We start from the raw sequence: 20529 nt of genomic DNA, 5'->3' as shown, positions 1-20529 counted from the left end.
CAGCGCCAGGATGCCGGGCATCTGCACATTTTTTGGGCACCTCTTCCGAGCACTGTGCGCCAGGATGGTGCGATCTGCTGTGAAATGGACGCTATCTCATCCAACCGAAGCGCATAGAGGCGTTGCGCCATGCGGCTTTGCACGAAATGGCAAGGTTTCTGCTTTAGCCGTTATGACAGAGGCATCACGCACCAGGGATGCGGAAGCGAAGCGGTGATTGCTTCGTAGGCGGGCGAGGGTGGCGGCGAACCGTTTTAGAGCGGGGCGACGTTACAAAGCCACAGACTGCGCTTAGACTTGAGACGGGGTTCGTTCCTGGGGCAAGTCCACTTTTCGGGAGAAGTTCATGAAACTAGTCACCGCCATCATCAAGCCGTTCAAGCTCGACGACGTCCGCGAGTCGTTGTCCGAGATCGGCGTTCAAGGCATCACCGTTACCGAGGTCAAGGGTTTCGGTCGCCAGAAGGGGCACACGGAGCTATACCGTGGCGCCGAGTACGTTGTCGATTTCCTGCCCAAGGTGAAGATCGACGTCGCCATTGCCGATGACCAGCTCGACCGTGTCATCGAGGCCATTACCAAGGCAGCCAACACCGGCAAGATCGGTGACGGCAAGATTTTCGTTGTAAATCTGGAACAAGCCATCCGTATCCGGACCGGCGAAACCGATACCGACGCTATTTAAAAAACACCGTACTCCATACCCCCAAAGCCCCAGGAGAACATCATGACTCTGCGCAAGTACGCAGGGCTAGGAGCCCTTTTGTCCCTCGCTATGCCGAGCCTTGCCATGGCTCAGGAAGCAGCGGCGGAGCCGACGTTGAATAGCGGCGATACGGCATGGATGCTGGTGTCTACAGCACTCGTGCTTTTCATGACCATTCCGGGCCTGGCGCTGTTTTATGGCGGCATGGTTCGTGCCAAGAACATCCTGTCGGTAATGATGCAGTGTTTCGCCATTACCGGCCTGATCAGTATTCTCTGGATGATCTACGGTTATAGCCTTGCCTTCGATACCACAGGCATGGAAAAAGGCGTAACCAATTTCAATTCCTTTATCGGCGGTTTCGGCAAGGCCTTCCTGAGTTCCATTACCCATGATGGGCTGACAGGACCGGCTGCGCTGTTCCCCGAAAGCATTTTCGTCACCTTTCAAATGACCTTTGCGATCATCACCCCGGCGCTGATCGTGGGTGCGTTCGCCGAGCGCATGAAGTTCTCTGCCATGCTGGTCTTTACCGGTGTGTGGTTCACCCTGGTCTATGCACCGATCGCCCACATGGTGTGGAGCGGTGACGGTGGCCTGATGTGGGATTGGGGCGTGCTGGATTTTGCTGGCGGCACCGTGGTTCACATCAACGCCGGTATTGCTGGTCTCGTGGCTGCCCTGGTGCTGGGCAAGCGCAAGGGCTATCCGACCACCCCGATGGCACCGCACAACCTGGGGTATACCCTGGTCGGCGCTGCCATGCTGTGGGTGGGCTGGTTCGGTTTCAACGCAGGCTCCGCCGTTGCGGCAAACGGCACTGCCGGCATGGCGATGCTGGTTACCCAGATCGCAACCGCCTCGGCAGCTCTGGCCTGGATGTTTGCTGAATGGATCACCCACGGTAAGCCCAGCGCCCTGGGGATCGCCTCGGGTGTGGTTGCCGGTCTGGTGGCCATTACTCCGGCTGCCGGTACAGTCGGCCCGATGGGGGCGCTGATCATCGGTGCGGTCGCGGGTGTGATCTGCTTCTTCTGCGCCACCAGCCTCAAGCGCAAGATTGGGTATGACGATTCCCTGGACGCCTTTGGTGTGCATGGCGTCGGCGGTATCGTGGGCGCGCTGCTGACCGGTATCTTCGCAGCACCGGCTCTAGGCGGCTTCGGCACCGTGGCCGATATTGGCGGCCAGCTGTGGATTCAGCTCAAAGGCGTGCTGTTCACACTGGTGTATACCGGCATCCTGACCTTTGTCATCCTGAAGGTGATCGACATGGTCATGGGCCTGCGTGTCAGCGATGAGGAAGAGACCGTGGGTCTGGACCTGACGCTGCACAACGAGCGTGGTTACAATATGTAATAGCGAGCCGGCTACCGTTTGTCGGTCGAAAAAGGGCGCCTTCGGGCGCTCTTTTCGTATGCGCGAAAGAAAGTCATTTTTCGTGCGTTATTGCTCGGAACACCTGCTCGCAGCCCCGGTCTGAACGTCAGCTTTAAAGAGCCTCTTTGTTTTTTCGAAAGCCGCGCTAGAATGCGCGCCCAGCAAGCCTAGGAGTCCGCCATGTGGCATCAGCGACAGATCACGCTGCGCGCCCGAAGCCGTGGATTTCATCTCATCACGGATGAGGTGGAATCGGCCCTGCCCGAACTGGAAAGCTGTCAGATCGGGCTGCTCAACCTGTGGCTGCAGCACACGTCGGCTTCATTGACGATCAATGAAAATGCCGACAGTGCGGTACGTCGCGATTTCGAGCGGTTCTTCAATCAGCTCGTGCCGCAGAACGTGCCAGGGTACGAACACAATTACGAAGGGCCGGACGATCTACCGGCGCACTTCAAGAGCAGCCTTCTGGGCTGCAGCCTGACCATACCCGTGCAGGCCGGAAGGCTGGCGCTAGGGACGTGGCAGGGGATTTACCTGGGTGAGCACCGCGACCATGGCGGCGCTCGTCGGATAATGGCTACCTTGCAAGGTATGCCAGCATGAATTTTTCTTGAGCAGCCACGTCAAACTCGCGGCTGGTCAATAACTAACCTGGTTTTCGAGGGTTTTTTATGAGTGATGAAGAGCTGGAACAGGACGATATCGAGTCCACTGACGATGACGATACCGAGGACTTTGCTGCGGCCGCAGACGAGCCCGATGTAGAAGTCGACGACAGTGCCGAGGCGGAAGAACCTGCTGCAGGCAAAGGGAAGAAGAAAAAAGAAGCCGAGCCCGAGGAGTTGCCCTCCATCGAGGCCAAGCAGAAGGAGCGTGATGCGCTCGCCAAGGCCATGGAAGAGTTTCTGGCCCGTGGCGGTAAAGTGCAGGAGATCGACGCGAATGTTGTTGCTGACCCGCCTAAAAAGCCTGACAGCAAGTACGGCAGCCGCCCGATATGATTTTAAAACCCGCCTGTATGGCGGGTTTTTTATGGGTGGCGGATTCTGGCGTGGACATTATCCTGTGCAGTCCATCTGCAGGAAGACTTCATACCGATGACCTCAACCCCAACCCTTCAGGCGCGCTGGCAGAGCCTGCGTGACCTTGCCTCCAGTGCCATTGTCCAGGAGCGCGCCCTGGAGCCCTGGCTGACCGAATCCATTCTGGAGCAGAAAGAACTGGGGAGTGCCCTGGCATTTCGCCTGAGCCGAACGCTTACCGTCGATGCGGTGCAGCGGCAGACGCTGCACGCGCGTTTCGTGAGCGTGCAGCAGGAGCATCCTGCGCTGCTCGAGAGCGCCTGGGCTGACCTTGAGGCCACGGTCACACGCGATCCTGCCTTCGATACCCCGTTGGAGGTTTTCCTATTTTCCAAGGGCTTCCTGGCGATCCAGGCCTACCGCCTCGGACACCGGCTCTGGCTCGACGGGAACCGCATGCTGCCGCTTTATATCCAGGCTCGCTGTAACGAGATGCTGGCTGTAGACATCCATCCGGCCAGCCGTATCGGGCAGGGCATCATGCTTGATCATGGTACCGGGATCGTGATCGGCGAGACGGCGGTGGTCGAGGATGACGTGTCCATTCTGCAGGCGGTCACCCTCGGCGGGACGGGCAAGGAGTGTGGTGACCGGCATCCCAAGGTACGACGTGGCGTGATGATCGGCGCCGGCGCGAAGATTCTGGGCAATATCGAAATTGGCGAAGGGGCCAAGGTCGGGGCGGGTAGCATCGTGCTCAAGCCGGTCGCACCGCATACCACCGTGGTCGGCAACCCGGCCCGACCGGTTGGCACGCCACGCCACGAACAACCGGCACTGGTGATGGATCAGTCGTTCGATCAGGACTGATCCACCGTGTCGGTTAGTTCCAGCGCTCCAATACCGCGGGGAGCTCGTTGAGGCTGCGGATCTCGGCATCCGGCGCATTTTCACCGGACCAAGGTTTGCCTGTAGGGTTGAACCAGATGGCCCGTAGCCCGGCCTGCTGAGCGCCCTGGATGTCATCGACAGGGTTATCGCCTACGTGCACCGCCGCATCGGCCGTCACGCCTGCCCGGCGTAGCGCTTCGTTGAAGGGATGCGGGTCGGGCTTGCCGATACCCAGCTCTTCTGCGCACAGGGCAAAACGGAAATAGTCAGCCAGGCCGATCTCGTGAACATCAGCATTGCCATTGGTCAGTACGCCCAGGTCATAGCGCAGCGATAGCTGTTCCAGCGTCTCGTGCACGTCCTCGTACAGGGTGACCTGCTGACGAGCAGCCAGGTAGATGGCGAAACCGGCTTCGGCCAGCTGCCCGGCCTCAGGTTCTTCGTAACCGGCATCCTGCAAGGCCCCATGAATGACGCGGCGGCGCAGTTCGCTGACGCGGTGCCGGAGGCCGGGGTCGCGCTCCAGGAGCCGATCCCTGATCTGCCACAGGTGCTCAACCGGGACCGGTCCCAGCCGTGATGCCTCGGTTTCCATCCAGGTACGAAGCGCATCTTCGGCGCTGTGGATGACCGGGGCTATATCCCAGAGGGTGTCATCGAGATCGAAGGTAATCAGGCGGATAGTCATGTGGATTCTGTTTTTCGCTTGGCACGTGGATGGGCATCATCATAGACCTGTGCCAGGTGCTGGAAATCCAGATGGGTATAGATCTGGGTTGTGGCGATGTCCGCGTGGCCCAGCAGCTCCTGTACGGCGCGCAGGTCACGGGAAGTTTCCAGCATATGACTGGCAAAGCTATGGCGCAGCATGTGCGGGTGCAGGTGCTGGCCCAGTTCGCGTACGCCCGCTTCACGGACACGTAGCTGAATCGCTCTTGGCGTGAGGCGTCGGCCGCTCTGACCGATGAACACGGCGTCATCCTGGGCGGCCAGGGCGCGTTGCGGTAGCCAGCGTTCCATAGCCTCCCGCGCCTTGCTGCCCACCGGGACGATACGCCGCTTGTTGCCCTTGCCGCGAACGCTGATCAGGCCATCTTTAAGGTCTAGATCGACAATATCCAGCCCGACCAGCTCGGACAGGCGCAGACCAGAGGAGTAGAAGAGTTCAAGCATCGCCTGGTCGCGCAGGGCAATGAAGTCATCCTCTACAGCGCCATCCAGGAGCTGTGTGGTGCGGTCCACGTCGAGGTTCTTGGGCAGCTGTTTCTGGCCTTTGGGTGCACTGACACCATTGGCGGGATCATGCTGGCAGATCCCCTCGCGAATGAGGTACTGATAAAAGCCCCGGATAGCTGAGAGCAGACGGGAAAGACTGCGGCTAGACTGGCCTTTGCGGTGCAGCTGAACGATGAGCGCGCGCAGCCGACGGGCGTCAAGGTTGTTCCAGTCGGTGAGCTGTTCTTCGCGGCAGAAGGCCAGGAGTTTCAGTAGGTCACGACGGTAGCCGTCAAGGGTATGGACCGACACCTGACGCTCGCTGCGCAGGTGTTGGCAGTAAGCGTCGAGGCGTTCTTCCATGTCAGCGTACCGAGCGAAGAGGAGTGGGAAAGCGCAGCAGGGCGCGAGACAACACTTCGGCAACATGGGTTAGAAACACCGTGCCTAGTGAACTCTTGTAATGCTGTGGATCAGGACTTCCAATGGCAAGTACGCCATGCATGCCTTGGTGAATCAAGGGTGCAACCGCGGCCGATCCAACCTCGTCCTGCGCGGCTTCGCCAAACAGGAACTTCAGTTCATGTGAGCGCAACGCCCCGCTGACCGCCTTGCCGCCCGACAGCAGTCCACCAATACACTGGTGCGCCTCGGCGCTGGTCACGCTGCGGCCTACCGGTAAGGGCGATTCGTGGAACAGAATCAGCCCGACATAAGGCACCTTGAACTCATGGCGCAAGCTGTCTTCGACGGTGCTGATCACATCTTCCAGGGTGTTGGCATCCATGAGATCAAGCACGAGACGGCGAGTCTTGTCGAACAGGCGGTCGTTATCGCGGGCCACATCCATCAGATGCGCTAGACGATGACGCATCTCGACGTTGCGATCGCGCAGCAGACCCAGCTGGCGCTCCACGAGGGAGACCGCCGTGCCGCGCTGGTGCGGAATGCGCATCTCGGCCAGTAGGTCCTCGCGGTCTGCAAAGAAGTCCGGATGCTGTTCCAGCCAGGCCGCAACCTGATCGGCATCGAGCGGGGGCGTTTGGTCTGTCATAAACGTACCTGGCCTTCGTATACACGGACGGCGGGTCCTGTCATGAGCACCGGCTTGCCGGGGCCGGCCCATTCGATATCGAGCAGGCCGCCGGGCAGCTCGATCTGTACAGGCGAATTTAGCCAGCCCTGGCGAATACCCGCAACCACGGCTGCACAGGCGCCGGTCCCGCAGGCCTGGGTTTCACCGGCACCGCGCTCCCAGACGCGCAGGCGCGCCCGGTGTTCATCGATGACCTGGAGAAAACCGATATTGGCCCGGTTCGGAAAACGGGGATGATGCTCAAGTTTGGGGCCGAGTTCATGCACTGGCGCGGTATCGACATTGTCGACCCGCAGGACGCCGTGGGGGTTGCCCATGGACACCGCAGCGAGTTCGACGGTACGACCTTCGACCTGAACCGGGTAGCTGATCGCCTCGGCGTCGGCCTCGAATGGAATCTGCCTGGGCTCAAGGCGCGGCGCCCCCATGTCGACCGTCACCTGATTGTCGTTACGCAGCCGCAGCTCGATGATGCCGCCTTTGGTCTCGACCTTGATAACTTTCTTGACCGTCAGACGCTTGTCGAAGACAAAGCGGGCAAAGCAGCGAGCACCATTGCCGCACTGCTCGACCTCTGAGCCGTCGGAGTTGAAAATCCGATAGCGGAAATCGACATCCGGGTTGCTTGGCGTTTCGACGATCAGGAGCTGATCGAAGCCGACCCCCGTGTGCCGATCGCCCCACTGGCGGGCGTGCTTGGGCTGGATATGCGCGTGCTGGCTAATCAGGTCAAGGACCATGAAATCATTGCCAAGCCCGTGCATCTTGGTAAACCGCAATAGCATGAGAGGTCACTCCGGTAGCCGGCTTTCGCCTGCATAGAGTTCCTCGACCGTCTCACGGCGGCGCACCTCGAAGGCCTGCTCGCCATCTACCAGCACCTCAGCCGCACGACCGCGACTGTTGTAATTCGAACTCATGGTAAAGCCATAGGCGCCTGCAGAGCAGACCGCCAGTAGATCACCTTCGGCCAGCGCCAGATCCCGGCCCTTGGCCAGGAAGTCGCCGGTCTCGCAGATCGGGCCGACCAGATCATAGGCACGGGTCTCGCCATCGCGAGGCGTCACGGGCACGACGTCCATCCAGGCTTCATACAAGGCCGGGCGGATCAGGTCGTTCATAGCTGCATCGATAATGGCGAAGTCCTTGTGCTCGGTGTGCTTGAGGTATTCCACACGCGTAAGCAGCACGCCGGCATTGGCCACGATGAAGCGGCCGGGCTCGAAAACCAGAGCGATATTCCGTCCGGCAATGCGCTCGCGGATCGCCTTGATGTAATCGCTCGCCAGAGGCGGCTCCTCGTTGCGGTAGCGCACGCCCAGGCCGCCTCCGAGGTCCAGGTGACGGATTGTGATGCCACGCTCGGCCAAGCGGTCAGTCAGTGCCAGCAAACGATCCAGCGCATCGATGAACGGCTCGAGCGTGGTGAGCTGGGAGCCGATGTGGCAGTCCACTCCGATGATCTCAAGGTTTGGCAGCTCCGCTGCGCGAGCGTATACGGCCTCGGCCTCGGCGATATCGATACCAAACTTGTTTTCCTTGAGGCCGGTGGAGATGTACGGGTGCGTGCCGGCATCCACATCAGGATTCACACGCAACGAGACGGGTGCCTTGCGGCCCATTTCGGCGGCGACTTCCTGCAGGCGCTCAAGCTCCACCCGGGACTCCACATTGAAGCAGTGCACGCCGACTTCCAGCGCACGGCGCATGTCGTCACGGGTCTTGCCGACCCCGGAGAACACCACCTTGGCGGCGTCGCCGCCAGCGGCCAGTACACGCTCCAGCTCGCCACGGGATACGATGTCGAACCCTGCACCCATCCGCGCCAGGACGTTAAGAACGCCCAGGTTGGAGTTGGCCTTGACGGCAAAGCAGACGAGATGAGGCAGCCCGGCCAGCGCATCGGTATAGGCGCGGTACTGGCCCTCGATGTGTGCCCGGGAATACACGTAAGTGGGCGTGCCGAAGCGCTCTGCAATAGCGCTCAGCGGCACACCTTCCGCATGCAGGCTACCTGCGCGGGATGTAAATGACTCCATGGAAGGCTCCCTGGTCAGAACGTGTCGTGGCGATGCTCGTGAGCCGCTTTTTCATCGTCCGGAAGGTACAGGTCACCTTTTTGGCCGCAGCCTGCCAGCAGGCATGCGAAAGCAATTAGAGCAAGGGAAAGGCGCTTCATGGCGAGTCCTTTGAAAAGCATGATTGACCCGGAGTATACCCGGCACCTGCCCCCTTGCCTATGTAACGCCGCGCGTGGCTGACAGGCCGGGGCGGTGCAGCTGTCTTTGCGACTGGACGAGGGACGGTCGCCGGGGTAACGTCGAGGTCTTTTCAATACCGATTCAAGGAATCCCATGAGCAGTCTGAGCGAAGCCCGCTTCCATGATCTTGTCGATACTACCCAGCAGGCGGTCGAAGACATCCTCGACGACAGCGATCTGGACCTGGATCTGGAGAACGGCGCCGGTGTCCTCACGATTCGCCTGGAAAACGGCAGTCAGGTCATTCTGAGTCGTCAGCCTCCGCTACGGCAGCTCTGGGTGGCGGCCCGCTCAGGCGGCTATCACTTCGATTATGACGAGGCGGGCAACCAGTGGATCTGCGACAGCACCCAGGAGCCGCTGGGCGACCTGCTGACCCGTGTCATCCGCGAGCAGACGGGCGATGAGCTCGATTTCAGCCAGCTCTGATCTCGCGTTATCAGGGGAGGACGCTGAATCGGTGGCCTCGCCCTGTGTTCGGCGCTGTTGCCTGGACGATCACGATATCTGCCTGGGCTGCGGTCGCACACTGAATGACATTCTGGCCTGGGGCGAAGCGTCAGCCGAAGCGCGTCGGGCCATTATTCTAGCCGCACAGGCGCGCAGGGACCATCGATCCAACACTGGCTGACCGGTGGTTCCGTCTACCCTGATCCCTGTGTTACGGTCAGGCCATCCGCAGCCGAAGGGCTGCACTCCCAACGCCGCCCGTGCGGCATCCGTTTCGGCATGAGACATGCTGTTCAGTACCTCGAAGCGCCGCCTGCAGCCGCTGCTGCAAGCGCGTTTCCGACATCCAGCCGCCAAAGGAGGCATCATGCGCCAGATCGCTCAGCCCATCATTACGCAGACTGACTACCAGCAGCTCGACCGCCTGCTCGATAGCCTTGAGGAATTCGGCCCTGCCGCCGAGGCGCTCGAAGAGGAGCTGGAGCGCGCCAAGGTGGTGCCGCCTGATGAGGCGGAAGGTGTTGTGACCATGCATTCCCAAGTGCATTGCCGCGAAGAAGGCAGCGGCAAGGAATACCACCTGCGTCTGGTGTATCCCAACGAAGCCCGGGAAGAAGGCACCGTATCCGTGCTGACGCCCGTGGGCAGTGCACTGCTGGGCCAGACGATAGGCCAGCGCGTTGAGTGCACGGCACCCGGCGGGAAAACGCTGCACCTGTCGCTACTGGAGCTGGAGCCGACGGCCAAGGCAGTCGGCTACTGATCAGACTGCCATGAATGCCTGGTTGAGCGCCTCTTCCAGCTCTGCCTTGAGCCTCAGGTAGGCCAGAGTGTGCGGGCGAGGCTCGCCAGGCACGTGCAGAAGATCCAGATCCGTCAGGTAACAGCGGTAACGTTCTCCGGTACGGCGGCGCGCCAGGATATGGCGTGCCACCTCCTGGTACAGCCGTGGGCCGTAGTCGAGTTCGGAAAACTCCCGGTGATCGCAATATAGGGTTACCAGGCGGCGCCCGGCCTTGGTGGCGGTCACAATGGCCTGAACCGCATAGTACGGCACCGTTTCCAGAGGCAGATCGATCTGCCGCCGCTCCAGATGCCGCGCCCGTTGAGGTGCTGGGGGCAGGACCTGGAAATAGTGCATCTCAGCCAGCGGTACCCGACTGGCCTCCAGGGGCACTTGGGCACTCTGCCGGCGGTGAATGGAATGCAGAAAACGCTGCAGGGGGGCCAGCAGCGTCTGCTCATCATGGAAAGGCAAGCGCTGTGACCAGAGGGCGTTGTGCTCATCCAGTACGTAGACACGTGCCGTTTCACCTTCCTGTCGATAAAATACCTGAATGCTGCCGGTACGGCCCAGCGGCAGGATAAGGCCGAGTTCGTCACCTTCTAATGCATGGGGGTCCAGACTCAGGGGCGTCCATTCCTGCTTTGGAGCGGACAGGTGCAGCAACAGCGAGTCCCGGTCGGCCAGGGGCGTATGGCTCAGCTTGCCCTCGCGCAGCTCGAGCATGTGGAAACGCTGCTGGATCTGGAGCAGATAGCGCGTTTTGTGCTCACGCAGCATGGCCGTGCGGACTTCGTCGAACACTGCTTCCACGCGTTCTACGATCAGCGGTGCCCGGTTCCGGCAAAAGCTGCGTATCGACAGGCGAGGCAATGACTCCTGATCGCCAGAGGGCAGGCTGTTGAAGTAGGCGCATAAGCAGTCGAGCAGGGCATTGGCCCCTTCGAAACGGTTGACGTACAGTTCGTTCCAGCTGTTGAGGGTGATCTGGTCCAGCGTCAGCACTAGGTTTTCACGCATCCCGGCGTAGCCTAGGGCGTCGATACGATCGCTGGTGAGGTAGACATTGCGCTGACTGTGCTGGTAGAGCGGATCGATCCCTACGTTGATCAGCAGCAACACCTCGCGAGGCGCGGCCGGACGCAGCAGGACGGCCTCCGGTACGGTGTCCGGTCGGTCGTTGAAGCTCTGCTGGAAACTCTGGATCAGGTTGTTGAGTTCGAACGGGGTAAGGTCGCTCTCGCCGGCATGTAAGGTCAGGCGGGTGGCATTGTCGATAATGCCGTTGTAGCGACACCAGGCCAGCAGCTCGGCCAGTTCCCAGGTGCGCTTGAGTGGGGAGTGCGAATGGCACTCTTCTGCCGTCAGGTTGCCACGGTGCAATGACCACGGGCGGCGGCGCTCGCCAAAGGGGCGCTCTTCCTGTACCAAGGTCACAAACTCCTCGGCCAGGTCTGGCGCAATGCCCGGGTTGATAAAGTCGATTTTGCCCGCCTTGCGCTCGAACGCCGCATACAGGCGGCGCCCCAGAATACTCAGGTCGCGCGGGGCGAGGTGGCTTTCAACCTGCTGTTGCTGGGCGAACTGCGCCAGGAAGCGGTAGCTGTGAGTCAGGGCATTGACCAGAATCCGACGCTCGGCGCTGACGTCATCTACCTTCCAGCCCTGGCGCTCGTCCAGCTTGCGCAGCATGTGCTCATCCCAGCCCCAGGACTGGGTCAGCTTTTCCATCAGCAGACGTTGCCAGCTCTTGCGGCCTTGCCGGGGCGGACGGCTCAGGGGCTTGCCAACCTTGAGGTACAGGCAACGACGGACCAGTTCGAGCCGATCCAGGTCGCCGCGCAGGAGCAGGTATTCTTCCAGGCGCTGGTACACCAGCCTATAGGGATCGACCTGATCGAGATCCGTGACGCCCGAATGGACCAGCTGCTTGAGGCGTCGGCTGAGCGTGACCGTGTGCGGGTGCTCGCAGGCGTACAGCTCGGTCACCATGACTTTCAGGACTGATTTGTAGGGCGAGCTGATCCCTTTGAATAGTTGCCACAGCCCGGCGCCGATGTATTCGCCTGGAGGGATGTGGTCGATGTGGCCAAAATCCAGTACCTCGCGCGCCTTGATGAAGCGATGGTGCAATAGTCGCTGGGTAAAGCCTTCGTAGTCGCTCTCCTCCTGAGCGACCGGCACCTGCCACCATAACGGCGTACGGCCGCCTAGCCAGATGGCGGTGCGATAGAACTCGTCGAGTAGCAGAAAGTGCTGCGCCGTACCGCAATCGTCCGACGTCAGGAGCCCCGGGCGCTGGCCCTGGCTGAACTGGTCGGCGTCAATCAGAAAGATATGTAGCTCGGCATTGAGCGAGGCCGCCCAGGTTTCAAGCAGGGCGCACTTGCGCTTCAACTCGGCGAGCGCCTGTGCACTCATGCCGGGGGCATGGCAGAGCCAGATATCCAGGTCGCTGCTGTCGGCCTGGGTCAGGGTGCCCAGGCTGCCCATGAGGTAAAGGCCATGCAGCGGCTCGTCCCGATGTGTACGTGCGGGCTTATAGGCAAACGAGCGGGTAAGGCGACGGGCTTCTGCCAGCTGTTCGTCCGTCGGCTCAAAGCCGGTCAGGCCGGCCGGCGTACTGGCCGAGACATAGCCCGGCAGCATGGGGTGATTGACGTGCAGCAACAGGGGCAGCAGGGTCAATACCGGCTGCTGTCGGCTGGGCAGGCCTTCCAGAGCGCGAACGAGGCGACCAGTGTTGATGGTCAGAAAGCGCGCGCGTACCTGCTTGAGGGCTTTGCGATCAATGCCCTCGTCGTCATCCAGTTGAAGGTCAGGGAAACGGGTCATGACGGGTCCATAGCTAAGCCGCAAGCGTACCAGCCGTACCCATAAAGTACGACTGGTTCACAGTGCGTTCGTCTCGCTGGACGCTACCGCCTGTCCAAAACCACCGGTGGGCGGTTCGCTCTGCGCTACTCCACGTCCGCACCGGTTTCCGGCAGGTCCGGCAGCGCCCGCAGCAATTGTTCGTAGCGGGCCGTGTCGAAGGGGCGGTCTTCGGTCATCATGGTTTCGATCTCGTTGGCTAGCACGATCGCCATCAGGTGGACGATTTCCTCACGTTCGTGCCCTACCAGGGTCAGTTTATTGAGGACGGCCTGTGTAAAAGGCGGTTCGCCGGCCGCTAACTGGTTCTCGATCGCCGAGATCAGATGGGATTCGACAAAGGATTCTTCGTTGTCATCATGGTCAGACATGGTATTGGTTCACTCAGGACAGTTGATGCCAGTCACTGGCAGATAATGGAGTTCAAGCAGCAATGATTACCTGCTACACCCTCGTTAACGGTATGTTAACCCCTAAGACCATCACGCCCGACGAGCCTTTCCCTCAGGATGCCTTGTGGATCGATCTTTTATCGCCTACCGATGAGGAAGAGCAGTTCTTGGAAAAGAGCCTGGCGGTAAACATTCCGACCCGGGAAGAGATGGCCGAAATCGAAGAGTCGTCCCGTCTGTACGAGAGTGAGCGGGCCCTGCACATGACGACAACGGTCGTTAGCGGATTCAGTGAACACCAGCCGACGGCCTCGGTACTCAACTTTGTTTTGACGCCCGAGTGGCTGGTAACGGTGCGTTACGCTGAGCTATCAGCCTTTAGTGCCTTTCGAACAAAGATCGGACAGCATCCGGGCCTGCACAAGCGCAGCGATACCATCTTCATCTCGCTGCTTGACAGTCTGGTCGACCGGATTGCTGACATCCTTGAGTCTGTCCAGGCACATCACAATCGCTTGGCCAACGTGATTTTTCGAGAGCCAACGCCTGAGGAGTGTGCTCCCAAGGAACCTAAAACAGACTTGCAATCCATCCTCAAGCAGCTTGGCCGTAGCAATTTACTCTTGGCCAAGTTGAGCGACAGCCTACTAGGTATCAATCGTCTGCTCAGCTATATCCGCCGGGCTGCCAGTGAGTGGATCTGCCGGGATGCCAAGGACTGGATGAAAACGGTCGAGCGCGATTCCCGATCGTTAGGCGACTACCAGACCCGCATGAATACTGAAATTGGCTTTCTGCTCGATGCCACCCTAGGGCTGATCAATATCGAGCAGAACGGGATCATCAAAGTATTTTCGATTGCCTCGGTCTTGTTCCTGCCGCCCACGCTGGTCGGTACGGTGTACGGGATGAACTTTGAAAACATGCCTGAACTGAGCTGGCACTTCGGTTATCCCCTTGCCCTGGTAGGCATGGTGGTATCAGCCATCATCCCGTACGCCTGGTTCAAGTTCCGCGGCTGGCTGTAAGGGTCAGGCCGTCGTGCTGACAACGGAGCCTGTGCTGCCGCTGGTGGCCTGCAGCAGCGCCGCATAGGCCTGTTGCAGCGAGGCACTGAGGCTGCTGATCTGGGCTTGCGCCGCCTGTACCCGTATCTGCTTTTCCTGCTCGGAGGCATTGCTGGCCTGGGCCTGCTGCAACTCCTTTTGTGCACGCTGCAGCTGTTTTTCCAGATCCTTAATGGTCTTCTTGAGCTTTTCGATTGTGCTATCGGAGTCGCTGCCGCTCTGAACCTGACCGCCACCGGCAGGCGCACCCTTTAGCGTCAGCCCTTGATCGGTTTTCCCGCTCTTTTCCACGGACGTCGTAGAGGTGTCAGTGTCTGCAGAAGTGGCAGATGAAGGCGAAGTGGATGGCGGTTGGAAGGCAACGTTCAGCGAGGTGGCGAGTCGGTCGGTTATTGTGGACATGGCATCCTGTCTTTTCGAAAGGGTGCCATGCCATCGGCTGGTTATCGCGGAAGTTGATTCAATAGTGATGAGTGGTTGCTAACCGTTACTCGTCGGTCGTAACGGCGTTGTTGGCAACGTTTGTAGAGGCTGACCGATGATCAGCAGCTCACATCCGTAGCCCTTTTACTTAGCCGTACAGCAGATGCAGCGAGACCGCCAGCACACCCAGAAACGCCCATACCACACTGAAGATAAGCGGGGAGCGCAGCGAAAACAGCAGCGATTTTCGGTAACGGCTGCCATTGAGAGGCTCGTTTCCTGCGCCGTAAAGCGGCGTCACGCGGGTTACACAGGGCTCGTTCAGGGTGTCCAGCAGCTCGCATTGTTTGCGGTGCCAATGCTCGATTACATCAAAGGCAGCCTTGATGCCAGGCCAGGCGTGGATCGATGTCACCAACCCCAACAATGCCAGCAGAGTAGGCACATATAGGGTGAACTGAGTGCCCCATTGGCTGTTGGTATTGCTCATTGAAGACGCGAACGCAATCATCAGAAAGGACTGCGATGATAGATAGGCGTTGGTCCGGTTGGACAACATCGACGACTCGAACTGGATCTCCGCGCGGTAGAAATCAAGCTGCTCCCGGAGGCTGCCAAAGAGTGTTTCCGCCTTGTCCGTACGGGGATGCGCGGCTCCCGTAGGGCTCATCATGTGGATCGCTCCTGCTCAAAAAAGCTCTCTTGTAGGGCTTTTAAGACCGTGTAGAGTTCCGGTTCAAAGGCAACGCGCGAAGTCTTGTACAAGAAAAACTTTTCACCGACGCATTGGGCGTCTACGGTTATCTGGCTTATCTGTCCAATGCCTTGGAGGCATGTCGAATGCTCAAGCTCTATGGGTTTCCTGTCAGCAACTACTACAACATGGTCAAGTTTGCGTTGCTCGAAAAGGGGCTGGAATTCGAATCCGTCACGGTTTTCCCCAGCCAGGATGAACAGTTTCTTGCCATCAGCCCCTGCGGCAAGGTGCCGGTGCTAGAAACCGAACATGGCTTTATCAGCGAAACCAGCGTGATTCTCGAGTACATCGAGGAAACCCAACCGGGAACGCCGCTGTTGCCGACCGATCCGTTCGCGCGTGCCCGCGTGCGTACCCTCATGCGCGAGATCGAACTCTATATCGAGCTGCCGGCGCGCCAGTGTTACCCGGAAGTGTTCTTTGGCGCCAAGGTCGACGAAGCCATCAAGGAAAAGGCTCGCCACGAATTAAGATCCGGTATCGCTACGCTCAAGCGGCAGGGGGTGTTCTCGCCTTATGTGGCAGGCGATACGCTGACCCTGGCCGATGTCTACTTTCTCTACAGCATCGACCTTGCCCGTGGGGTTGCCGAGCAATTGTTCAGCCTCGACCTGATGGCAGGCTTTCCGGCTGCCCAGGCGCTGCTTGATCGCCTGAAGCAGAACGCCCATGTGCAGCAGCTATATGAAGAAAAGGCCCAATCCATGAGCAGTTTCCTGGCCATGGTTCGCAAGCGTCTGGAAAGCGCCTGACCCAAGCGTTTTGTCGGTCGCAGGGCACACTCGTCTGGCATGATGGTCAATCCAGCACTTAGCCATCAGTAACGAGGACATTGTCATGCGTATCGGATTCATCGGTTTGGGTGGAATGGGCAAGGGCATGGCCGGCAACCTGATCAAGGCCGGCCATGAGGTCCTGGTCTGGAATCGCTCGCAGGAGGCAGTTCAGGAAATGGTCGGCCAGGGAGCGAAGGCGGCCAGCGAGCCTGCCGACGCATTTGATGCCGAGGTGGTGGTGTCCATGCTGGCGGACGACGCCTCTACCCGCGCAGTCATCCTCGACAGTGGCGCGCTGGACCGTGCCCGCGGGGGGGCGATCCACCTCAGCATGGCCACGCTGTCGGTTGCCTTTGTAGCCGAATTGATCGAGCGTCATGCCAAGGCAGGCGTCGACTATATCTCCGCACCGGTCTTCGGGCGTACCGATGTGGCCGTGGCCGGCAAGCTGAACATTGTGGTGGCCGGCCCGCAGGCTGCGGTGGATAAGGTCCAACCGTTGCTGGATACCATGGGCCAGACGACATGGCCGCTGGGCGAGGACCCTCTACGGGCGAATATCGTCAAGATTGCCGGTAATTTCATGCTGGCAAGCGCTATCGAGACGATGGGCGAAGCGTCCGCTTTGACCAAGAGTTATGGCGTCGAGCCAGCCGATCTGCTGAATATCCTCACCAACACCCTGTTTGCGGCACCGGCTTACAAGAATTACGGAGCGATGATTGCCGAGCAGCGCTTCGAGCCGGCTGCCTTCAAGCTGACCCTTGGCCTGAAGGATGTCGGGCTGGCGCTGAGTGCCGGTCAGGCGAAGAACGTACCGCTGCCGTTTGGCAGTGTGCTGCGGGATAACCTGCTGGAAGCCGTTGCCCAGGGCGAGGGGCATCTGGACTGGTCTGCATTGGGCGGTCGTGCGCTCAAGCGCTCCGGGCAGGCATAGGCAGAGCAGGGCGCCATCACGTGTATGGCGCCCTGTTCCGATTTACCGGCTCGCCAGTAATTCCCGGCCGCGCTGAACGGCGGCGCGGACCTGCGCCGGTGCGGTGCCGCCGATGTGGTCACGGGCGTTGACCGAGCCTTCTAGGGTGAGGACGTCAAACACGTCCTGCTCAATCTGATCGCTGAAACGGCGCAGCTCTTCCAGATTCATTTCGGCCAGATCCTTGCCGGAATCCACGCCATATTTTACGGCATGTCCCACGATCTCGTGGCAGTCACGGAAGGGCAGCCCCTTGCGCACCAGATAATCAGCCAGGTCGGTAGCCGTGGAGAAACCACGACGGGCGGCTTCACGCATAACGTCGCGCTTGGGCCTGATGGCCGGGATCATATCGGCAAAGGCGCGTAGGGAATCACGCAGCGTGTCGGCAGCGTCGAACAGCGGCTCCTTGTCTTCCTGGTTGTCCTTGTTGTAGGCCAGCGGCTGGCCCTTCATCAGCGTTAGCAGGCCCGTCAGGGCGCCGAATACACGGCCTGTCTTGCCGCGCACCAGCTCCGGTACGTCCGGGTTTTTCTTTTGCGGCATGATCGAGGAGCCCGTGCAGAAGCGGTCGGGCAGATCGATGAACTGGAACTGGGCGCTCGTCCACAGTACTAGCTCTTCAGAGAAGCGCGACAGGTGCATCATGGCCAGCGAGGCAGCCGAGCAGAATTCGATGGCGAAGTCGCGATCGGATACACCATCCAGCGAATTGCCGCCAACGGCCTCGAAGCCTAGCAGCTCACATGTGATCTCGCGTTGGATCGGGTACGTGGTTCCGGCCAGGGCGGCGCTGCCCAGCGGCATGCGGTTCACGCGCTTGCGGCAGTCCACCAGACGCTCATAGTCGCGTGACAGCATCTCGAACCAGGCCAGCAGGTGATGCCCGAACGTCACGGGCTGCGCGGTCTGCAAATGGGTGAAGCCGGGCATGATGGTGTCGGCTTCACGCTCGGCCTGCTCCAGCAGACCCTGCTGCAAGCGGGTGATCTCCGCGAGGATTACATCGATCTCGTCGCGTAGCCACAACCGAATGTCTGTCGCGACTTGATCATTTCGGCTGCGACCGGTGTGAAGTTTTTTACCAGTGATGCCGATACGGTCAGTAAGACGGGCTTCGATGTTCATGTGCACGTCTTCGAGATCGACGCGCCATTCGAACTGGCCTGTCTCGATTTCGTGCTGAATCTGGTTCAGTCCGTCTGCGATGGCGTCGCGTTCGGCATCCGTCAGTACACCCACTTTGGCCAGCATGGTGGCGTGAGCGATGGAGCCCATGATGTCGTGGCGGTACAGGCGCTTATCGAAGTCGACCGAAGCGGTAAAACGTGCGACGAAGGCGTCGACGGGTTCGCTGAAGCGACCGCCCCAGGATTGATTGGTTTTTTCGTTGCTCATTGGTGGGCTCGCAAATGGCACTGAACGTGAATGGACGTGACGGGATGATAACAGCCTTGCGCTGGTGCAACGTGCACCACAGTTATCCCGTTAACTTTAAAACAACCTTGCCGTTCGTCGGATAGTAGTAAACACTTTGACCATGCCTATCAAATACCTGACCAAGCGCCGGCCTGCCCCGGTCGATGAGTTTTTCGTACCGGAGCTATGCGAGTCGGAAGCCCTGCTTGTCCTGATTGTGCTGGCGGAACTGCTGGTCCTGGTGCTCGTTTTGGCCGATCCCCTGACCACATCCTTCAACTGGGTACGGTTGGCGCTGGTCTCGCTGTTCGTGCAATGGAACGTGCTGCTCTCGGCCGCCGTTCTCTGCCGCCTGCGGCCCTTTCTGGCACGCCTGAAGCCGGCATTGGCTGGAGTTATCTGCTGCGCCCTGGTGGTGGGGCTGACCCTGGCCTGCACTGCCGTGGCTGACTGGCTGGAGCTGGCCGGTCCCATGCAGCAGTCCGGCGAGGTCAAGCTGTATGAGCGGCATGCCCTTATCGCGCTGATCATGTCAGCCCTGATGCTGAGGTATTTTTACCTGCAAAGCCAGTGGCGGCGCCAGCAACAGGCCGAACTCAAGGCACGGATCGAGTCGCTGCAGGCTCGTATCCGTCCGCATTTTCTGTTCAACAGCCTCAACAGTATTGCCAGCCTGATCGCCATCGACGCCGACAAGGCTGAACGTGCCGTGCTAGACCTGTCCAGCCTGTTCAGGGCAAGCCTGTCCAAGCCTGGAACACGGATTCGTTGGTCGGAAGAACTGGAGCTGTCACGTCGCTACCTGGAGATCGAGAAGCTACGCTTGGGAGATCGTCTTCAGGTCGACTGGCGCATCGATGGTGTGCCGGATGATCTGCCGATCCCGCAGTTGACGCTGCAACCGCTTCTGGAAAACGCCTTGATTTACGGGATTGCGCCGCGGATTGAGGGTGGATGTGTGGTGGTCGAGGCGACCTATGTTGCAGGGATATTCGAATTGTCGATGAGCAATCCATTCGATGAGCAGGCCGAGCAACATCCTCGGCCGCCAAAAGGTACGAAACAGGCTTTAACCAATATCGAATCGCGACTAACGGCACTTTTCGGCCCGGGAGCGAGTCTCAAAATCGAACGCCGTGACCAACGGCATATAACCTGTCTTCGCTATCCATGCGAGCGACTCACGCAGGAAGCCTGAGCCTATGAACGTCCTAATCGTCGATGACGAACCGTTGGCGCGCGAGCGTCTGGCCCGTCTGGTTGGGCAACTAGACGGCTATAAAGTCTTGGAGCCCTCCGCCAGCAATGGCGAAGAAGCGTTGGCCCTGGTCGAAAGCCTGAAGCCGGATATCGTATTGCTCGATATTCGTATGCCAGGTCTGGACGGGCTACAAGTAGCTGCCCGACTATGCGAGCGAGAAGCACCGCCTGCGGTTATTTTCGTAACCGCCCATGATGAATTTGCACTGGAGGCCTTCAAGGTCAGTGCCGTGGGGTATCTGGTCAAGCCGGTACGCCAGGAAGATCTTGAGGAGGCCCTGAAAAAAGCCGAACGCCCTAACCGCGTTCAGCTGGCTGCACTGACCAAGCCGCCGTCCAGCGGCGGTCCGGGGCCGCGCAGCCATATCAGCGCCCGGACCCGCAAGGGCATCGAGCTGATTCCGCTGGATGATGTCGTTTATTTCATTGCCGATCACAAATACGTGACCCTGCGTCACGGCAACGGTGAAGTCCTGCTGGACGAACCGCTGAAGGCGCTGGAAGACGAGTTTGGTGACCGGTTCGTCCGTATCCACCGCAATGCCCTGGTGGCGCGGGAGCGGATCGAGCGCTTGCAGCGTACGCCGCTGGGCCATTTCCAGCTGTATCTTAAAGGGCTCAATGGCGATGCGTTGACGGTCAGCCGACGACACGTAGCCGGTGTGCGGCGCTTGATGCAGAACCTGTGACATTCAGGGGCAGGACCTGCCGTTCTGTGCGCATGGCGCGCGGACGATTGGTCTTGCCTATCAGGCCGAAAGCGGCTTGCGGCAGGAG

The 20529-nt window shown here is 59.8% G+C and carries 24 protein-coding genes; 13 read left to right on the top strand and 11 right to left on the bottom strand.

Annotated elements, in window-relative coordinates; translation table 11 throughout:
* Nucleotides 1-346 precede the first annotated feature (346 nt).
* The 5 genes from glnK (at nucleotide 347) to cysE (ending at nucleotide 3981) form a co-directional block, all read left to right on the top strand.
* Nucleotides 347-685 (top strand): P-II family nitrogen regulator, encoded by a 339-nt coding sequence (glnK, locus tag QWJ10_RS08195; RefSeq protein ID WP_003096476.1) that lies wholly within the window; start codon nucleotides 347-349, stop codon nucleotides 683-685.
* 42 nt (nucleotides 686-727) lie between these two features.
* Entirely contained in the window at nucleotides 728-2065 is a 1338-nt protein-coding gene (locus tag QWJ10_RS08190; RefSeq protein WP_289925421.1) for an ammonium transporter, read from the top strand.
* Nucleotides 2066-2266: 201 nt separating this feature from the next.
* Nucleotides 2267-2692, top strand: a complete 426-nt coding sequence (locus tag QWJ10_RS08185) for a secondary thiamine-phosphate synthase enzyme YjbQ (protein WP_289925419.1) — start codon at nucleotides 2267-2269, stop codon at nucleotides 2690-2692.
* Nucleotides 2693-2760: 68 nt separating this feature from the next.
* Nucleotides 2761-3090 (top strand): transcriptional regulator SutA, encoded by a 330-nt coding sequence (gene sutA, locus QWJ10_RS08180; RefSeq protein WP_010796514.1) that lies wholly within the window; start codon nucleotides 2761-2763, stop codon nucleotides 3088-3090.
* Between the two features lie 96 nt (nucleotides 3091-3186).
* Nucleotides 3187-3981 carry a serine O-acetyltransferase gene (gene cysE, locus QWJ10_RS08175; protein WP_197872389.1) on the top strand — a complete coding sequence of 265 codons (795 nt, stop codon included), beginning with the start codon at nucleotides 3187-3189 and terminating at the stop codon, nucleotides 3979-3981.
* A 13-nt stretch (nucleotides 3982-3994) separates the two neighbouring features.
* On the opposite strand, the gene QWJ10_RS08170 is transcribed toward cysE, so the two are convergent.
* The 6 genes from QWJ10_RS08170 to QWJ10_RS08145 are packed head-to-tail and all read right to left on the bottom strand — an operon-like array spanning nucleotide 3995 to nucleotide 8492.
* Nucleotides 3995-4690, bottom strand: a complete 696-nt coding sequence (locus tag QWJ10_RS08170; protein WP_125888120.1) for an HAD family hydrolase — start codon at nucleotides 4688-4690, stop codon at nucleotides 3995-3997.
* Nucleotides 4687-5580, bottom strand: a complete 894-nt coding sequence (gene xerC, locus QWJ10_RS08165; protein ID WP_197872388.1) for a tyrosine recombinase XerC — start codon at nucleotides 5578-5580, stop codon at nucleotides 4687-4689. Before xerC ends, QWJ10_RS08170 begins: the two co-directional genes overlap by 4 nt.
* Nucleotide 5581: 1 nt before the next feature.
* Nucleotides 5582-6271, bottom strand: coding sequence for a DUF484 family protein (locus tag QWJ10_RS08160; protein WP_074821270.1), 690 nt, complete (start codon nucleotides 6269-6271; stop codon nucleotides 5582-5584).
* Nucleotides 6268-7098, bottom strand: a complete 831-nt coding sequence (dapF, locus tag QWJ10_RS08155; protein ID WP_010796520.1) for a diaminopimelate epimerase — start codon at nucleotides 7096-7098, stop codon at nucleotides 6268-6270. Before dapF ends, QWJ10_RS08160 begins: the two co-directional genes overlap by 4 nt.
* A gap of 6 nt (nucleotides 7099-7104) precedes the next feature.
* Nucleotides 7105-8352 carry a diaminopimelate decarboxylase gene (gene lysA, locus QWJ10_RS08150; RefSeq protein ID WP_289925410.1) on the bottom strand — a complete coding sequence of 416 codons (1248 nt, stop codon included), beginning with the start codon at nucleotides 8350-8352 and terminating at the stop codon, nucleotides 7105-7107.
* Between the two features lie 14 nt (nucleotides 8353-8366).
* Complete coding sequence (locus QWJ10_RS08145) at nucleotides 8367-8492, bottom strand: lipoprotein (protein ID WP_010796522.1); 126 nt, start codon at nucleotides 8490-8492, stop codon at nucleotides 8367-8369.
* A 175-nt stretch (nucleotides 8493-8667) separates the two neighbouring features.
* On the opposite strand from QWJ10_RS08145, the gene cyaY reads away from it, so the two are divergent.
* The 3 genes from cyaY to rnk all read left to right on the top strand — a co-directional run bounded on the left by cyaY (nucleotide 8668) and on the right by rnk (nucleotide 9787).
* Nucleotides 8668-9003, top strand: coding sequence for an iron donor protein CyaY (gene cyaY, locus QWJ10_RS08140; RefSeq protein WP_289925405.1), 336 nt, complete (start codon nucleotides 8668-8670; stop codon nucleotides 9001-9003).
* Nucleotides 8978-9205: a DUF1289 domain-containing protein gene (locus QWJ10_RS08135; protein WP_289925403.1), complete on the top strand. Its 228-nt coding sequence runs from the start codon at nucleotides 8978-8980 to the stop codon at nucleotides 9203-9205. The genes cyaY and QWJ10_RS08135 overlap by 26 nt, the downstream gene beginning before the upstream one ends.
* Before the next feature lie 186 nt (nucleotides 9206-9391).
* Nucleotides 9392-9787 (top strand): nucleoside diphosphate kinase regulator, encoded by a 396-nt coding sequence (rnk, locus tag QWJ10_RS08130; protein WP_010796525.1) that lies wholly within the window; start codon nucleotides 9392-9394, stop codon nucleotides 9785-9787.
* Here the strand turns inward: rnk and QWJ10_RS08125 are convergent, their stop codons facing one another.
* Both QWJ10_RS08125 and QWJ10_RS08120 read right to left on the bottom strand, forming a co-directional pair.
* Nucleotides 9788-12643: a class I adenylate cyclase gene (locus QWJ10_RS08125; protein WP_289925401.1), complete on the bottom strand. Its 2856-nt coding sequence runs from the start codon at nucleotides 12641-12643 to the stop codon at nucleotides 9788-9790.
* Nucleotides 12644-12768: 125 nt separating this feature from the next.
* Nucleotides 12769-13053, bottom strand: coding sequence for a hypothetical protein (locus QWJ10_RS08120; RefSeq protein ID WP_289925399.1), 285 nt, complete (start codon nucleotides 13051-13053; stop codon nucleotides 12769-12771).
* Nucleotides 13054-13145: 92 nt separating this feature from the next.
* On the opposite strand from QWJ10_RS08120, the gene QWJ10_RS08115 reads away from it, so the two are divergent.
* Complete coding sequence (locus QWJ10_RS08115) at nucleotides 13146-14102, top strand: magnesium transporter CorA family protein (RefSeq protein WP_260466373.1); 957 nt, start codon at nucleotides 13146-13148, stop codon at nucleotides 14100-14102.
* Nucleotides 14103-14105: 3 nt separating this feature from the next.
* Here the strand turns inward: QWJ10_RS08115 and QWJ10_RS08110 are convergent, their stop codons facing one another.
* Both QWJ10_RS08110 and QWJ10_RS08105 read right to left on the bottom strand, forming a co-directional pair.
* Entirely contained in the window at nucleotides 14106-14543 is a 438-nt protein-coding gene (locus QWJ10_RS08110; RefSeq protein ID WP_289925397.1) for a hypothetical protein, read from the bottom strand.
* Between the two features lie 169 nt (nucleotides 14544-14712).
* Nucleotides 14713-15237, bottom strand: coding sequence for a hypothetical protein (locus QWJ10_RS08105; protein WP_125888128.1), 525 nt, complete (start codon nucleotides 15235-15237; stop codon nucleotides 14713-14715).
* Between the two features lie 167 nt (nucleotides 15238-15404).
* Between QWJ10_RS08105 and QWJ10_RS08100 the strand changes: the two genes are divergently transcribed.
* Nucleotides 15405-16073, top strand: a complete 669-nt coding sequence (locus QWJ10_RS08100) for a glutathione S-transferase family protein (protein WP_197872382.1) — start codon at nucleotides 15405-15407, stop codon at nucleotides 16071-16073.
* Between the two features lie 85 nt (nucleotides 16074-16158).
* On the top strand, nucleotides 16159-17034 hold the full coding sequence (locus QWJ10_RS08095; protein WP_289925394.1) for an NAD(P)-dependent oxidoreductase: 876 nt from the start codon (nucleotides 16159-16161) through the stop codon (nucleotides 17032-17034).
* 42 nt (nucleotides 17035-17076) lie between these two features.
* Here the strand turns inward: QWJ10_RS08095 and argH are convergent, their stop codons facing one another.
* A complete protein-coding gene (gene argH, locus QWJ10_RS08090; RefSeq protein WP_289925391.1) occupies nucleotides 17077-18471 on the bottom strand; it encodes an argininosuccinate lyase in 1395 nt (464 codons plus the stop codon).
* 142 nt (nucleotides 18472-18613) lie between these two features.
* On the opposite strand from argH, the gene QWJ10_RS08085 reads away from it, so the two are divergent.
* Nucleotides 18614-19690 (top strand): sensor histidine kinase, encoded by a 1077-nt coding sequence (locus QWJ10_RS08085; protein ID WP_125888131.1) that lies wholly within the window; start codon nucleotides 18614-18616, stop codon nucleotides 19688-19690.
* Nucleotides 19691-19694: 4 nt separating this feature from the next.
* On the top strand, nucleotides 19695-20441 hold the full coding sequence (locus QWJ10_RS08080; RefSeq protein WP_010796535.1) for a LytTR family DNA-binding domain-containing protein: 747 nt from the start codon (nucleotides 19695-19697) through the stop codon (nucleotides 20439-20441).
* Nucleotides 20442-20529 lie beyond the last annotated feature (88 nt).

Origin of the sequence: Pseudomonas sp. WAC2, from assembly GCF_030403525.1 — a bacterium.
GTDB classification, from domain to species: domain Bacteria; phylum Pseudomonadota; class Gammaproteobacteria; order Pseudomonadales; family Pseudomonadaceae; genus Chryseomonas; species Chryseomonas luteola.
This window is presented reverse-complemented; position numbering and strand designations above follow the sequence as displayed.

What these genes read in the sequence shown, in the direction of transcription:
- glnK (WP_003096476.1), top strand. Translation starts at nt 347, where the DNA reads ATGAAACTAGTCACCGCCATCATCAAGCCGTTCAAGCTCGACGACGTC.
- QWJ10_RS08190 (WP_289925421.1), top strand. Translation starts at nt 728, where the DNA reads ATGACTCTGCGCAAGTACGCAGGGCTAGGAGCCCTTTTGTCCCTCGCT.
- QWJ10_RS08185 (WP_289925419.1), top strand. Translation starts at nt 2,267, where the DNA reads ATGTGGCATCAGCGACAGATCACGCTGCGCGCCCGAAGCCGTGGATTT.
- sutA (WP_010796514.1), top strand. Translation starts at nt 2,761, where the DNA reads ATGAGTGATGAAGAGCTGGAACAGGACGATATCGAGTCCACTGACGAT.
- cysE (WP_197872389.1), top strand. Translation starts at nt 3,187, where the DNA reads ATGACCTCAACCCCAACCCTTCAGGCGCGCTGGCAGAGCCTGCGTGAC.
- QWJ10_RS08170 (WP_125888120.1), bottom strand. Translation starts at nt 4,690, where the DNA reads ATGACTATCCGCCTGATTACCTTCGATCTCGATGACACCCTCTGGGAT.
- xerC (WP_197872388.1), bottom strand. Translation starts at nt 5,580, where the DNA reads ATGGAAGAACGCCTCGACGCTTACTGCCAACACCTGCGCAGCGAGCGT.
- QWJ10_RS08160 (WP_074821270.1), bottom strand. Translation starts at nt 6,271, where the DNA reads ATGACAGACCAAACGCCCCCGCTCGATGCCGATCAGGTTGCGGCCTGG.
- dapF (WP_010796520.1), bottom strand. Translation starts at nt 7,098, where the DNA reads ATGCTATTGCGGTTTACCAAGATGCACGGGCTTGGCAATGATTTCATG.
- lysA (WP_289925410.1), bottom strand. Translation starts at nt 8,352, where the DNA reads ATGGAGTCATTTACATCCCGCGCAGGTAGCCTGCATGCGGAAGGTGTG.
- QWJ10_RS08145 (WP_010796522.1), bottom strand. Translation starts at nt 8,492, where the DNA reads ATGAAGCGCCTTTCCCTTGCTCTAATTGCTTTCGCATGCCTGCTGGCA.
- cyaY (WP_289925405.1), top strand. Translation starts at nt 8,668, where the DNA reads ATGAGCAGTCTGAGCGAAGCCCGCTTCCATGATCTTGTCGATACTACC.
- QWJ10_RS08135 (WP_289925403.1), top strand. Translation starts at nt 8,978, where the DNA reads ATGAGCTCGATTTCAGCCAGCTCTGATCTCGCGTTATCAGGGGAGGAC.
- rnk (WP_010796525.1), top strand. Translation starts at nt 9,392, where the DNA reads ATGCGCCAGATCGCTCAGCCCATCATTACGCAGACTGACTACCAGCAG.
- QWJ10_RS08125 (WP_289925401.1), bottom strand. Translation starts at nt 12,643, where the DNA reads ATGACCCGTTTCCCTGACCTTCAACTGGATGACGACGAGGGCATTGAT.
- QWJ10_RS08120 (WP_289925399.1), bottom strand. Translation starts at nt 13,053, where the DNA reads ATGTCTGACCATGATGACAACGAAGAATCCTTTGTCGAATCCCATCTG.
- QWJ10_RS08115 (WP_260466373.1), top strand. Translation starts at nt 13,146, where the DNA reads ATGTTAACCCCTAAGACCATCACGCCCGACGAGCCTTTCCCTCAGGAT.
- QWJ10_RS08110 (WP_289925397.1), bottom strand. Translation starts at nt 14,543, where the DNA reads ATGTCCACAATAACCGACCGACTCGCCACCTCGCTGAACGTTGCCTTC.
- QWJ10_RS08105 (WP_125888128.1), bottom strand. Translation starts at nt 15,237, where the DNA reads ATGATGAGCCCTACGGGAGCCGCGCATCCCCGTACGGACAAGGCGGAA.
- QWJ10_RS08100 (WP_197872382.1), top strand. Translation starts at nt 15,405, where the DNA reads ATGCTCAAGCTCTATGGGTTTCCTGTCAGCAACTACTACAACATGGTC.
- QWJ10_RS08095 (WP_289925394.1), top strand. Translation starts at nt 16,159, where the DNA reads ATGCGTATCGGATTCATCGGTTTGGGTGGAATGGGCAAGGGCATGGCC.
- argH (WP_289925391.1), bottom strand. Translation starts at nt 18,471, where the DNA reads ATGAGCAACGAAAAAACCAATCAATCCTGGGGCGGTCGCTTCAGCGAA.
- QWJ10_RS08085 (WP_125888131.1), top strand. Translation starts at nt 18,614, where the DNA reads ATGCCTATCAAATACCTGACCAAGCGCCGGCCTGCCCCGGTCGATGAG.
- QWJ10_RS08080 (WP_010796535.1), top strand. Translation starts at nt 19,695, where the DNA reads ATGAACGTCCTAATCGTCGATGACGAACCGTTGGCGCGCGAGCGTCTG.